The 13057-nt window shown below is 36.0% G+C and carries 13 protein-coding genes and 2 pseudogenes; 11 read left to right on the top strand and 4 right to left on the bottom strand.

What is annotated here, in order from left to right; genetic code table 11:
- Positions 1-106: 106 nt before the first annotated feature.
- From CW736_RS03730 to tsaB, 7 genes are read left to right on the top strand one after another with little or no spacing between them, the layout of a single operon-like run.
- Positions 107-808, top strand: a complete 702-nt coding sequence (locus tag CW736_RS03730; RefSeq protein WP_101012630.1) for an ABC transporter ATP-binding protein — start codon at positions 107-109, stop codon at positions 806-808.
- On the top strand, positions 801-2048 hold the full coding sequence (locus CW736_RS03725) for an ABC transporter permease (RefSeq protein WP_101012629.1): 1248 nt from the start codon (positions 801-803) through the stop codon (positions 2046-2048). The genes CW736_RS03730 and CW736_RS03725 overlap by 8 nt, the downstream gene beginning before the upstream one ends.
- Before the next feature lies 1 nt (position 2049).
- Positions 2050-3309, top strand: a complete 1260-nt coding sequence (locus CW736_RS03720; protein WP_101012628.1) for an ABC transporter permease — start codon at positions 2050-2052, stop codon at positions 3307-3309.
- Positions 3310-3325: 16 nt separating this feature from the next.
- On the top strand, positions 3326-4495 hold the full coding sequence (locus CW736_RS03715; RefSeq protein ID WP_101012627.1) for an efflux RND transporter periplasmic adaptor subunit: 1170 nt from the start codon (positions 3326-3328) through the stop codon (positions 4493-4495).
- 53 nt (positions 4496-4548) lie between these two features.
- A complete protein-coding gene (locus CW736_RS03710) occupies positions 4549-5874 on the top strand; it encodes a TolC family protein (RefSeq protein WP_101012626.1) in 1326 nt (441 codons plus the stop codon).
- A 10-nt stretch (positions 5875-5884) separates the two neighbouring features.
- Positions 5885-7171 (top strand): efflux RND transporter periplasmic adaptor subunit, encoded by a 1287-nt coding sequence (locus CW736_RS03705; protein ID WP_101012625.1) that lies wholly within the window; start codon positions 5885-5887, stop codon positions 7169-7171.
- Between the two features lie 2 nt (positions 7172-7173).
- A complete protein-coding gene (tsaB, locus tag CW736_RS03700; protein WP_101012624.1) occupies positions 7174-7854 on the top strand; it encodes a tRNA (adenosine(37)-N6)-threonylcarbamoyltransferase complex dimerization subunit type 1 TsaB in 681 nt (226 codons plus the stop codon).
- 8 nt (positions 7855-7862) lie between these two features.
- Here tsaB and CW736_RS03695 read toward each other — a convergent pair whose 3' ends face one another.
- The gene (locus tag CW736_RS03695) at positions 7863-8495 is read right to left on the bottom strand and encodes a hypothetical protein (RefSeq protein WP_101012623.1); all 633 of its coding nucleotides are present in this window, start codon (positions 8493-8495) and stop codon (positions 7863-7865) included.
- A gap of 65 nt (positions 8496-8560) precedes the next feature.
- Between CW736_RS03695 and CW736_RS03690 the strand changes: the two genes are divergently transcribed.
- Complete coding sequence (locus tag CW736_RS03690) at positions 8561-8875, top strand: hypothetical protein (RefSeq protein WP_198519338.1); 315 nt, start codon at positions 8561-8563, stop codon at positions 8873-8875.
- On the opposite strand, the gene CW736_RS03685 is transcribed toward CW736_RS03690, so the two are convergent.
- From CW736_RS03685 to CW736_RS03675, 3 genes and pseudogenes are all read right to left on the bottom strand, one after another.
- Entirely contained in the window at positions 8865-9560 is a 696-nt protein-coding gene (locus tag CW736_RS03685) for a hypothetical protein (RefSeq protein WP_101012622.1), read from the bottom strand. The genes CW736_RS03690 and CW736_RS03685 overlap by 11 nt on opposite strands.
- Positions 9561-9612: 52 nt before the next feature.
- A pseudogene (locus tag CW736_RS03680) lies at positions 9613-9790 on the bottom strand (dodecin family protein).
- Between the two features lie 36 nt (positions 9791-9826).
- Positions 9827-10738 carry a NifU family protein gene (locus CW736_RS03675; protein ID WP_101012621.1) on the bottom strand — a complete coding sequence of 304 codons (912 nt, stop codon included), beginning with the start codon at positions 10736-10738 and terminating at the stop codon, positions 9827-9829.
- A 353-nt stretch (positions 10739-11091) separates the two neighbouring features.
- Here CW736_RS03675 and CW736_RS03670 point away from each other — a divergent pair, with 353 nt between their 5' ends.
- From CW736_RS03670 to CW736_RS03660, 3 genes and pseudogenes are all read left to right on the top strand, one after another.
- Complete coding sequence (locus tag CW736_RS03670) at positions 11092-12093, top strand: type IX secretion system membrane protein PorP/SprF (protein ID WP_101015019.1); 1002 nt, start codon at positions 11092-11094, stop codon at positions 12091-12093.
- A gap of 101 nt (positions 12094-12194) precedes the next feature.
- Positions 12195-12326: pseudogene (locus CW736_RS14350) on the top strand (T9SS type B sorting domain-containing protein); the annotation flags it as partial.
- Positions 12327-12429: 103 nt separating this feature from the next.
- A complete protein-coding gene (locus CW736_RS03660; RefSeq protein ID WP_101012620.1) occupies positions 12430-12966 on the top strand; it encodes an RNA methyltransferase in 537 nt (178 codons plus the stop codon).
- Positions 12967-13057: the final 91 nt, after the last annotated feature.

Below are 13057 nucleotides of genomic sequence, written 5' to 3'. Positions count from 1 at the left end.
CACTAGTGATGAATTAACATTTATTTGTAAAAATTAATGTAACAAGTGTGGAAATTTGCAGTCTTGTCAATTGGATCTGTTGAGTCAGGTCTTATAAACATAAGCAATGATTGAAATAACCGATTTACACAAATCTTATAAGACAGGAAATTCGTCCCTGCATGTTTTAAAGGGTATTGATTTTTCTGTAAAAGAAGGAGAATTGGTTTCTATCATGGGTTCTTCAGGTTCTGGAAAATCTACCTTTCTTAATATTTTAGGAATGCTCGATGAGGCAGATAGTGGCTCTTACACTCTAGACAACACCCCTATAAAAAATCTGAATGAAAAAATTGCAGCTCAATACCGCAATAAGTTTCTAGGCTTTATTTTTCAATCGTTTAACTTGATCAATTATAAGTCAGCTATCGATAATGTGGCGCTACCTCTTTATTATCAGAAGGTAGGCCGCAAAGAACGCGATGAAAAGGCCATGCATTATTTAGAAAAGGTAGGTCTAGCAGATTGGGCAGCTCATTTACCTAATCAGTTATCTGGAGGACAGAAACAGCGTGTTGCCATCGCAAGAGCATTAGCTAGTGATCCAAAGGTACTTCTAGCTGATGAACCTACTGGAGCACTGGATACGAAGACTTCTTATGAAGTGATGGAGCTTATACAAGGCATTAATGAAGAGGGCAGGACTATACTAGTCGTTACTCACGAGCCAGACATTGCACAAATGACAAAGCGTATCGTGAATCTTAAAGATGGTAGGATCATAGACGATACATTGGTAGATCAAATAAAAGCTTCAGCATATGTTTAATATAGAACGCTGGCAAGAGATCTTCGAGACCATAAGCAAGAATAAACTCCGTACATTTTTAACAAGTTTATCAGTCGCCTCTGGGATTTTCATCCTGGTTATTCTTTTGGGAGTTTCCTCAGGAATAGCAAATGGCGTGCGAGAACAGTTCTCCAGTGATGCTACCAACAGAATTCAAATAAGTACCCGTACCACGACTAAAGAATTTAAAGGTCTGAATCCTGGTCGCAATCTTCAAATGACAAATGCAGACTTTGAAAGTCTCAATTACAAATATGAAGATCAGATAGAATATAAAACAAGTCTATACAGAACTTGGGGTGGGCAGATCAATTATAAAGATAAACAGGGAAGTTACCGTATAGAAGGTGTTTTTCCAGATCAACAATTTATAGAAAATGCAACACTTTCACATGGTCGTTTTATAAGTCAATCAGATGTAGAAGAAACTCGTAAAGTAGCTCTTATAGGTTATCAAATGAAAGAAGATTTGTTTCCTGATAGCGATCCAGTAGGAAAGATCATCCTTGTAAATAACAATATCAACTTTACTGTAGTAGGTGTCTACACAGATCCAGGAGGAACTAGAGAAGAGTCTAGGTTATTTATTCCAATTACAACAGCACAGCGAGTTTTTAATCAAGGTGAAAACATCAGCCGTATCGCTTATACCGTGAACATGGGTAAAAACTTTAATGAAACAGCAAAGTTAAGTGCGCTAATGACGCAATCTATTGAACAAGATTTGAGAACAAGATTTGTAGTAGCTCCAGATGATAGAGTTGCCATAAGGGTAGAGGATACCTTAGAACAAGCAAAGCCATTTTTTGATTTAATAGACGTCATCAAAGCAGTGTTTTGGTTTATAGGCCTAGGAACCATTATTGCTGGAGTAGTAGGGGTGGGTAATATCATGCTTATTGTTGTAAAAGAACGCACCAAAGAAATAGGAATTAGAAAAGCATTAGGAGCATTGCCTAGTGAGATCATTATGATGATTTTACAAGAATCTATATTTATTACGAGTATCTCAGGGTTGATCGGTTTGTTCTTAGGGGTAGGTCTGTTAGAAATCGCAGCTCCTTATATTCAAAACGATTTTATTGATAATCCTACAGTTGACTTTGCCACTGCGATTACCACAGTAATAATCCTGGTAGTATCTGGAGCTATAGCAGGATTTATACCTGCAAGACGAGCAGCAAATATCAAACCTATTGAAGCACTAAGAGACGAGTAATATGTTTAATAAAGATAGATGGAATGAAATATTAGAGGCGCTCAATGCAAATAAAGTGAGAACCTTACTAACTGCGTTTGGAGTTTTTTGGGGGATTTTTATCCTAGTTGCATTACTGGCTCTTACTAATGGATTGAGAACAGGTGTCAGCGTTCAATTTGCCAATAGAGCAACTAATACGATGTACATTTGGGGGCAAAGCACTTCTATTCCTTATAAAGGAATGAATAAGGGTCGTAGAATACAATTTAAACTAGCCGACGTAGAAGCTCTTAAACAAAAATTACCTGCTTTAAAATATGTAACTCCTAGACAACAGCTAGGTGGTTATCGAGGAGCCAATAACGTTACGCGTAATGAAAAAACTGGTGCTTTTCAGGTAAATGGAGATTATCCAGAATTCATTAACCAACAATATATGGATATTCTGAAAGGAAGGTGGTTAAGCTATTCTGACATTCAGAAAGAAATGAAAAGTGCCGTAATAGGTGTAGACGTTGTAAAAGCACTATATGATATAGGTGAAGAACCTATAGGTTCCTATATCACACTTCAAGGAGTCAACTTTAAGGTGGTAGGTGTTTTTGATAATCCTAATACTAACGGAGATAGTGAGGAAGAGGCCAATACTATTTTTATTCCTTTTACCACTTTTGGAAAAGCTTTTAACTCTGCAGATGAGGTAAGATGGATGACGCTAACTGCTTATGATGGTGTTAGTATCACGTCTATTAAAGAGCAAGTGATTGATGTGATGAGGGAGCAACACAGTGTTCACCCAACTGATAACAGAGCTATAGGAAATAATGATGTTGCAGAGGAATTTGCAAAGTTTAATGGGCTATTCAATATACTTGATTTTGTCGGCTATTTTGTCGGCGCTTTAGTACTGCTGTCAGGAGGAATAGGAATTAGTAATATCATGCTAATTGTAGTTAAAGAGCGAACTAATGAAATAGGAGTGCGCCGTGCGTTAGGGGCAACTCCATGGAACATAAAAGCGCAAATTCTTCAAGAATCAATAGTGCTAACCTTGGTTTCTGGTCTTGCTGGAATTGCTTTTGCATCTGGATTTATTTGGATAATGAATTATGTGCTGGAACAAAGTGGTCCTATGGATAATTTTGCCAATCCATCAGTAAATATTTTTGTAATCATCATAGCATTAATCATATTAACCATCTCAGGATTACTCGCTGGATTTATACCAGCATCACGAGCAACTACTATGAAACCAGTAGATGCATTAAGAACAGAATAACAACTAAGCAATCATAATGAAACGAACAGGAACCGTCATCACACTTATTATAATTTTGCTGCTCGCATCAGCAGGGATTTATTACATCTGGCAAAAAGATCGAGAAGATCCTATTACCTATACCACTGAGCAACCTACCAAGGAAACCATTATCAAAGAGACCGTGGCAACAGGTAGCATTGTGCCAAAAGAGGAGGTTAGTATCAAACCTAATATCTCTGGTGTTATTGATAAGATCCATGTCGAGGCAGGTGATTTAGTTAAAGCAGGAGACCTTATTGCAGATATTAAAGTAGTACCTAATGTGTCCTCTCTGACTAGTGCTAAAAATAATATCGCAGGAGCGAGAACATCTGTAGAAACAGCAAAACTAGCACTAGATAATCAAAAGGCCATTTTTAACAGACAGAAATCCCTTTTTGATAAAGGAGTGATTTCTGCAAACGAATTTGACCTGGCTCAAAATGCTTATAACAACGCTTTGCAACGTTACAAGCAAGAGCAGGTAAGTCTAAGGGGTTCACAGCAAAACTATGATATCATAAGAACGGGGACTACCGCTGGTCTTGGGAACTATGCACAAACATCTATACGTGCAACCGTTTCTGGAATGGTGCTAGACGTTCCTGTGAAAGAAGGAAATCAAGTTATTGAGTCCAATAACTTTAATGAAGGTACTTCCATCGCCATGATTGCTGATGTGAATAAAATGATCTTTGAAGGAAAGGTAGATGAAAGTGAAGTAGGGAAGATTAAAGAAGGTCTCGCACTAAAAATTACCGTAGGAGCTTTTGACAATAAAAAGTTTGACGCTATTTTAGATTATGTGGCACCTAAAGGAATTGCAGAGAATGGAGCTATTCAATTTGCTATTAAAGGAACTCTTAAAGCGACACAAGACTCCACGTTTATAAGAGCAGGCTTAAGTGCAAATGCTAGTATTATTTTAGACAGAAGAGATGACGTGTTGAGTATCAAAGAGGCACTGGTGCAATATGATCCAGAGACTAAAAAACCTTATGTTGAAATCGAGATAGGGGATCAACAGTTTGAACGTCGTGATATCGAATTGGGATTGAGCAACGGTATAAACGTGGAAGTACTTTCTGGAGTAAAAGAAGGGGATAACATCAAAGTTTGGAATGCCTTAAAACTCCCTGCTGGACGTGGTGGATTCGGAGGATAATATTTTTTTGTAACAAATCACATCTTAGATCTACATATAGACATAACCATATTATGAAGAAGTTAATAATTTGCAGCATTGTTCTTTTTAGTTTCGCTTTCGCGAAAGCGCAACAGAATAACGGATGGACCTTGCAAGAGTGTATCCAACAAGCTATAGACAAGAATATCTCCATAAAAAACGGAGAATTAGATAAAGAGGTTGCGGTAGTAGAAAAGCGAGATGCATTAGGTAATTTTTTACCTTCGTTGAACTTATCTGCAAGAAGGACCGTATCTCAGGGTTTCCAATTTAATCCAGTTTCTGGTTTTCAAAATAATAAAAGGACCAACCTATCTGGTGGAGCAAGTTCTGGAGTGACCATCTTTGACGGTTTGAGGAGTTTTAGACAGTATAAACGCGCCAACCTTTCTGCTGAGGCAGCTGATTATAGATTGCAAAATTTAATTGATAACACAGCTGTTAACGTTGCAAATACTTTTTTGAATGTACTTTTCAATAGGGAAAACTTACAAGTCTTATTAAAGCAGCACGAAGTTACTAATTCACAAATTAAGCAAACTCAAAATCTAGTCGAAGCAGGATCTTTACCTAGAGGTGACTTATTAGAAATTCAAGCTACTTATGAGAGTGAAAATCAACAAATAATTACCGCGCAGAACAGCCTTACTATTTCAAAACTAAATTTAGCTCAACTGCTTATGATCGAAGATTATGAGAATTTTGATGTGGCAGAAGTAGACTATTCGGTACCAGTAACTACTATTTTAGATAATGAAGTGGATCAAGTCGTCAACAATGCGTTAGATACTCGTAGTGAAATCAAGATAGCTGAAATAAATAAAAAGCTTTCCACCCAAGACCTTTTAATCGCTAGATCAGGGTATTCTCCTACGGTAACTGGATTTCTTAATTATAATACTAACGCACAAGAAGATACCGATCTTGCAATTATAGATCAGTTATATTTATTAGATGGGATCTCTTATGGAATCTCTCTTAATGTTCCTGTATTTAACGGTTTTTCTACACGAAATCAAGTAGACCGAGCAAAAATTAATTTAGAGCGCGCAAATATTGCAGAACAACAAGCAAAATTAGATTTAGAGGCTTTAGTTTATAGAGCTTATACAGATGCTGAAGGTTCTAAAGTAGCATACGCAAGTGCCTTAAAAACACTAGAAGCTAGAAGAACAGCCTTTGAATATTCTCAAGAAAGATATAACGTAGGCTTGCTTAATGCCTTTGATTTTGAACAAAGTAGGCAACAAGTGGTAAGTGCAGCAAATCAAGTGATCCAGTCAAAATACCAGTACATATTTAATTTAAAAGTATTGGAATTGTATTTCGGTATACCTGTTAACGAGTTAAGATTATAAACCATCAATTATGAAGAAAGCAATAATTATTATAGTAATACTAATAGCTGTTGTTGTACTGGGCTATCTCGGCTACAAAATGGTTGCTGCTAATAGTGACGAAGGTATATCGGTAGAGGTTATGGAAGTGACCACCATGGATGTTACAGAAACGGTGAGTGCCACAGGAAAAATCAAACCAGAAGTAGAGGTGAGTATATCTCCAGAAGTACCAGGTGAGATTATTGAATTGCCTATAAGAGAAGGTCAATCAGTTCAGAAGGGAGACCTTCTTGCTAAGATCAATCCAGATTTATTACAATCTAGCGTAAGCAGATCAAAAGCTGGACTTGCTAATACTAAGGCCGGTTTTGAACAAGCAAAAGCAAGTCTTGTAGAAGCAAAGGCAAATTACCAGCGTGCTTCTCAACTCTTTGAAAAAGGAGTGATTTCGCAATCAGAATTTGATGCTTCTACTGCTGCTTATCAAAGAGCAAAAGCCGCAGAACGTTCTGCGTATTTTTCAGTTCAAAGTGCAGGAGCTACTGTTAATGAAGCTACAGATAATTTAAGTCGCACCAGCATTTTCGCCCCTATGACGGGAACAATTTCCTTACTTGCAGTCGAGTTAGGAGAGCGAGTAGTGGGAACTCAACAAATGGCAGGAACAGAATTACTGCGTGTTGCAGATCTTTCTCAAATGGAAGTTGAGGTAGATGTGAATGAGAATGACATCGTTAAGATAGAAGTAGGCGACAAAGCCATTGTTGAAGTAGATGCCTACTTAAAAAGAAAATTTCAAGGAGAAGTAACTGAAATTGCCAACACCGCTACTGGATCGCTAAGTGCAGATCAAGTGACTAACTTTAAAGTAAAAGTAAGAATCCTACCGGATAGCTATAAAGAACTTTTAGAAGGTAAAAGTGACAACTACAGCCCTTTTAAACCTGGAATGACTGCTACTGTGGACATTATCACAAGAGAAAAGAAAGATGCGATTGCCATTCCTATAAGCTCTATCGTCATTAAAAATGATACTCTAGAAAGCAGAAAAAGTTCTAGGGACCTATCTACAAGTGATAAAAAATTTGAATGTGTTTATCTGGAGCAAAATGGCAAAGCCAAGTTAAGAGTGATAACTACAGGTATCCAAGATGATAAAAATATAGTGGTACTCACTGGCCTTGAAAAAGGAGAAAAAGTAATTACTGGACCTTATAGAACAGTTACAAAGACTTTAAAATCAGGAAAAGCGGTAAGTACAAAAAAAGATAAAGACTCTAAAACAACCTCTTCTGAAGAAGACAAAGCAGCCTAGTCATGTCCTTAATATTATGTATAGAAACAACTTCTACAAACTGTTCTGTTGCGCTTGCGACTGAAAATGGAGCCTTTCAAAATGATTGTGGAATTCTCAATTGTCTGGACGTACTAGAAGATAACAGTGACGGTTATAGTCATGGAGAACGTTTGCATATTTATATAGAGGAGATTTTATCTCGCAATAATTTTTCTACCAAAGATCTTAATGCTATTGCTGTAAGCGAAGGTCCAGGTTCTTATACGGGATTGCGTATAGGAGTTGCCTCAGCAAAAGGATTGTGCTATGCGCTGGATATCCCACTGATAGCCATCAGTACATTAGAATCTTTGAGCAAGCAAAACACCTCTTCAGGTATTACAGTTCCTATGCTTGATGCTCGAAGAATGGAAGTCTATGCTGCTGTTTTTGAAGGGGAAGAAATCCTACAAGAAGTGTCTGCGGTAATATTAGAAAAAGAAAGTTTTTCTCGCTTTCGCGAAAGCGGAAAACTTACATTTATAGGTACTGGAATAGAAAAATTTAGAGAGTTGATTCAAGAAGAACAGCATAGCTACATCACTTCAAACCCTACCGCAACTACTTTGTGTGACCTTGCCATAGAAAAGAATAAAATAAGCGACACCGTAGATGTCGCTTATTTTGAACCTTTTTACCTTAAAGAATTTAAAGCTGGATAAAGGGGTGATTATAAATTTATATACTTGTTAATCAACGCAATAAGACCTTTGTAATCGTCGTTAAACTTAATATTATTTTCTTTGATATAAGTTTTTAATTGGGATTGAGTAGAATTAGGAAAAGCTTTTACACTGCGCTTTTTGTGATTCTCAATTTCGATAGCATCTTTATTATAGAGAAAGTAAATCTTTTCACTGCTTTTAAGTTTTGATTTTTGGGAAGAATTATAAGAGTTTCTTTGTTCTGCTTTATAAATAGTTTTCTCATGTTGAACTAACAAGAGGGTGTCTTCATCAAATGTCTTAGCGATTTCGTAATATCCAGTAGGTAAATTCCCTACATTAAGATACTGGTATGTTTTTCCAGCTAGTTGAATAAGAATGTTATCTTCCTTAGGTAACATTTTCAAAGTCTCTACTTCATTAGTTTCACTAAATTCTATGCGTTGTTCTAAAACATTATATCTCATGAAGAAAACTTGTTTATCATCCTCACCTGTAGTAACGATACCTTCTTTAAGATCTTCTTCGATAAAAGGATCGCCTGAATAAGTTAAATTACTTTGAGGAAGGGTGGCTGGCATGCTTGAAAGGCTTGAATAGAGATTCATATCTGCCATTATTCCATTCTCTTGTGCCATTGCGGTTAAACACGCGCCTGCAAATAATAAGCTTAGGATTGATTTTTCATAATAATTTGTTTTTGTTGAATAATAAAATAGACAAATATCACGCCAAGGAAGTCGTTCAAGAAGTGTCAGCAGTAATATTAGAAAAAGAAAGTTTTTCTCGCTTTCGCGAAAGCGGAAAGCTAACATTTATAGGTACTGGAATAGAAAAATTTAGAGAGTTGATTCAAGAAGAACAGCACAGGTACATCACTTCAAACCCTGCCTCAATAACTTTGTGTGACCTTGCCATAGAAAAGCATAAAATAAGCGACACCGTAGATGTCGCTTATTTTGAACCTTTTTACCTTAAAGAATTTAAGGCAGGATTAATGCAAATAATTATAAAGTGATATACTTATCAATTATAGCAATTAAGCCTTTGTAATCATCATTAAATTTGATCTTATTATCTTGGATAAAGCTTTTCAATTCTGATTGAGTAGATTCAGGAAAAGCATTTACACTACGCTTTTTATGATTGTCAATTTCGATAGCATTTTTATTATCAAAAAAGAAAATGGTTTCACTACTCCTAATTTTTGATTTTTGGCCAGAGTTGTAAGAAGACTTTTGTTCTACTTCCATTATATTTTTGTCATGCTCTACTAGTAAAAATGTATCAGCATCAAATGCTTTTACGATTTCATAATATCCAGCCGGCAAATTTCCGCTTTCAATATATTGATAAGTTTTCCCTTCAAGTAGTATCACAAGATCTTCAATTTTAGGCAAAGCTTTTAAAGTCGCGACATCATTTGTTTTACTAAATTCAATACGCTCATTAAGCACATTATATCTCATAAAAAAAACTTGTTTATTGTCCTCACCTATAGTAACGATACCTTCTTTAAGATCTTCTTCGATAAAAGGATTACCTGAATAAGTTAAGTTACTTTGATTAATAGTGGCTGTTGTGTTTTGATAGAGATTCATATCGATTCTTACTCCACCGTCAGAAGAGATAGATCTAATGTCTTGCGCCATTGCGGTTAAACATGCGCCTGCAAATAATAAGCTAAGGATTGATTTTTTCATAATAATTTGTTTTTGTTGAATTGGTAATCTTCAAATATCTTGCCAAAGAAAATCACATTACCACAAAAGTGATTTTTACGTTCACCCTATATTCTGTGATCTTACTGTCTTTCACCTGAGCAATTTGTTTATTGATGTAAACTGATCGTATGTTTTCTACACTTTTAGAAGCACGCTCAACAGCTGTTTTCACTGTTTGCTAGCACTTCTATTACTTTCAAGACCGCCATAATTGTATCTTTATAAAGTATAAAAGGTACAATTTTCTAACCATTCAAGGCAACTACTCGTTCTATCTTACCAGGAATCATCTCTTTAAGCATGGTTTCAATACCATTACGCAAGGTCATGGTAGAGGAAGGGCAACCGCTGCAGGCTCCTTGAAGAATAACCCTCACTTCACCACTACTTTCTTCATAACCTTCAAACACAATATTACCACCATCATTAGCAACGGCTGGTTTGATGTATTCGTCTAGAATTTCAACTATTTTTTTAGAAATATCGTTTAGATTCTCAAACTTGGGTAAGTCCACAGACTCTCCTTTTTCTTTAACTATCGCTGCGCTTTTATGCTTTGTTTCCCCTATTGAAGTGCCGCTTTCTAAAGACTCTCTTATAAAGGAACGCACTTCATGAGTCACTTCATCCCATGATATAACGTCGTGCTTTTGAATAGATATATAGTTTTCACCCACATAAAGTTCTTTAATAAAAGGGAAGGTATAGAGATTTCTAGCAAGAGTGTCAACCTCTGTATCATTGATGCTTTTAAACTCTTTATTGTTTACAGTAAGTTTTTTATTAGCCACAAACTTCATGGCATTAGGATTGGGTGTTGCTTCAGCGTAAACAGTTACCGGCACTTTCTTTATTTCTTCATCCTTTTTTACGAGGAGTTCTCCACTATTTAGATAGTTTTCTATTTGTTCTGAAATTTCGGTCTGCACATCTTCCCAAGAAACAATATCATAACGCTCTATTGCTATAAAATTTTGTGCGATATAAACTGTTTTCACAAATGGCAGATAAAACAACTGCTGCGCAAGAAGGGATGAACCTGCTTCATCTATATTTTTAAATTCGTAACTGTGATTTTTTACTAGAAAATGATTGCTCTCAAATTTAATGATCGCTTCATTACTCGTAGGAACTATTTTAATTTGATGATTCTCCATGATTATTATGATATGGAACAAAGATAAGCCTAGCAAGGATGATATGTCATGATACATGCCATTGATAAATACTATAAATGGTATTCAATAATCGATAACAGGGCTGGTTTTGAATTAAATCTATATTAATTCTTAGTAGCGTCAACATAATTCGTATTAATCCATATCCTAGACCAAAAATTTATATATTTGAATCCTTTGGTATTCTTTGAAGTTGTACCGAATTAATGCTTGATTTTTTAAAATGCGCCCAAACAATTTATTTTGTTTCATTTTATGACATCAATCAAAGAAACACAAAAGATAAAACATTTTTAAGGCGTTTTGCGTTAAGAAGTTACATAAACCTAAACATGAAAAAACTATTCATATTATTAGCTGTCGTTTTTAGTGGTCAGCTAACCATTGCACAAGAAGGTGTTCCAGTTTATTTAGATTACTTAATGGATAACTATTATCTACTTCATCCTTCTATGGCAGGAGCAGCGGCTTGTGGTAAAGTTAGAGGGACAGTACGTCAGCAATGGTTTGATCAAGAAGACGCCCCTAACCTGCAAACATTAAGTTTTAACACTGGAGTAGGGGAAAATAGTGGTATAGGAGCTATATTATTCAACGATAAGAACGGTTACCACTCGCAGACGGGGGCCTATCTTTCTTATGCATATCACCTACAAGTAGGTGGAGGGTTTGAAGATTTAAATCGTCTTTCTTTCGGTATGAACGTAGGTATGGTACAAAGTAGACTGGATGAGTCTGATTTTGATCTTAGTGATTTTGACCCTATCATAACAGGCGTTCTTAGAAGTGATTCTTACTTTAATGTTGATATAGGAATGTCTTATTTCTACAAAGAATTCTACGCACATTTTACAGTTAAGAATGCCCTTTTCCAAAACCGTGAGATCTATTCAGAAGGTTTTGAAAGTACCAACCAGCGTCGTTATATAGCAACTCTGGGTTATTTATTTGCTCCACGTAATAACGACTGGCAATTTGAGCCATCGGTGTTATACCAGCGTACAGATCGTACAGCAGAGCAGTTTATGGATGTTAACCTAAAAGCTTATTATGATCTAAATGATGATAGCGTAATGTATATGGGACTTTCTTATCGTCAGAGTTTTGATGGAGCTGAGTATCTGGATGGGGATAACGTACAAGAGCAAAATTTATCGCTTCTGTCTCCTATTTTTGGGATCAAGTATAAGGAGTTTACTTTTGGTTATAATTACAGTTACCAGTTTGGTGATATACAATTTGCAAATGGCGGATTCCATCAGATTACTTTAGGGATTGACTTTTTATGTAGAAAAGACAGATGGAGTTGTAATTGTCCTGCGGTAAACTTATAGAAGACAACTTAAAATACTTTTTAAAAGGACAGCTTTATAGTTGTCCTTTTTACTTTACCGTTTTCGCGAAAGCATAACTAAATTTATCATTTCAAGTTGATCCGACAGGAATAGGATGGGACGGTACTTATAATGGGCAGCCATTAGCCTCTTCAGATTATTGGTTTCAAGTAGATTATGAAGAGAATAGAACTCCCAAAAGCTTTGGCGGGCACTTTACTTTAAAGAGATAATCTGCTTTTATTACAGCACTAAATGGGGCTAAATACTTTCAAAAAAAAGGTTGGAATGTGTATAAAGTCATTTCCCACAAACAGATCTTACTATATTTGACACATGAGAAAACTCCTGAACGAAGAACTGGATCGACTGACTGTAGAAAGTTTTAAAGAAAGTGATAAAACACCGTTAGTCATCGTATTGGATAATGTACGGAGTTTAAACAATATAGGTTCGGTCTTCCGTAGTGCAGATGCTTATCGTGTCGAGAAAATCTATTTATGCGGTATTACAGCACAACCACCACACAAAGACATTAGAAAAACGGCACTTGGTGCTACAGAAACTATAGATTGGGAATATGCAGAGGACACCATTGATGTAGTAAATAAACTCAACCTACAAGGCTATACCACCTGTGCGATAGAACAAGCAGAGCGTTCTCAAAACCTGTACAATTTCTCACCAGGAAAAGGTCAGAAAGTAGCCGTTGTTTTAGGTAACGAAGTGAAAGGGGTACAGCAAGATGTAGTAGATGCATGTAAAGAAGTTATAGAGTTAGAGCAATACGGTACAAAACACAGTCTCAACATCTCCGTTTGTGCAGGGATTGTGATTTATGATATCTTCTATAAGATTAATGAGTCTCTTTAAAAAAAGAAATCAATAGGGCTAATACACACATAAAAATTTTTATGACTTTTTTTTAAAAGTCATAGAAATTTTTGCCTATTGCCTATTGCCT

This window comes from Nonlabens sp. MB-3u-79, assembly GCF_002831625.1.
Classification (GTDB): domain Bacteria; phylum Bacteroidota; class Bacteroidia; order Flavobacteriales; family Flavobacteriaceae; genus Nonlabens.
The sequence above is the reverse complement of the archived record's forward strand: the minus strand, read 5'-3'. Positions and strand labels throughout refer to the sequence as shown.

Bases quoted from the DNA above. Each gene is read 5' to 3' on its own strand.
- CW736_RS03695 (WP_101012623.1), bottom strand. From the start codon at position 8,495: ATGGCACAAGAGAATGGAATAATGGCAGATATGAATCTCTATTCAAGC.
- CW736_RS03710 (WP_101012626.1), top strand. From the start codon at position 4,549: ATGAAGAAGTTAATAATTTGCAGCATTGTTCTTTTTAGTTTCGCTTTC.
- CW736_RS03725 (WP_101012629.1), top strand. From the start codon at position 801: ATGTTTAATATAGAACGCTGGCAAGAGATCTTCGAGACCATAAGCAAG.
- CW736_RS03685 (WP_101012622.1), bottom strand. From the start codon at position 9,560: ATGAAAAAATCAATCCTTAGCTTATTATTTGCAGGCGCATGTTTAACC.
- CW736_RS03715 (WP_101012627.1), top strand. From the start codon at position 3,326: ATGAAACGAACAGGAACCGTCATCACACTTATTATAATTTTGCTGCTC.
- tsaB (WP_101012624.1), top strand. From the start codon at position 7,174: ATGTCCTTAATATTATGTATAGAAACAACTTCTACAAACTGTTCTGTT.
- CW736_RS03730 (WP_101012630.1), top strand. From the start codon at position 107: ATGATTGAAATAACCGATTTACACAAATCTTATAAGACAGGAAATTCG.
- CW736_RS03670 (WP_101015019.1), top strand. From the start codon at position 11,092: ATGAAAAAACTATTCATATTATTAGCTGTCGTTTTTAGTGGTCAGCTA.
- CW736_RS03705 (WP_101012625.1), top strand. From the start codon at position 5,885: ATGAAGAAAGCAATAATTATTATAGTAATACTAATAGCTGTTGTTGTA.
- CW736_RS03675 (WP_101012621.1), bottom strand. From the start codon at position 10,738: ATGGAGAATCATCAAATTAAAATAGTTCCTACGAGTAATGAAGCGATC.
- CW736_RS03660 (WP_101012620.1), top strand. From the start codon at position 12,430: ATGAGAAAACTCCTGAACGAAGAACTGGATCGACTGACTGTAGAAAGT.
- CW736_RS03720 (WP_101012628.1), top strand. From the start codon at position 2,050: ATGTTTAATAAAGATAGATGGAATGAAATATTAGAGGCGCTCAATGCA.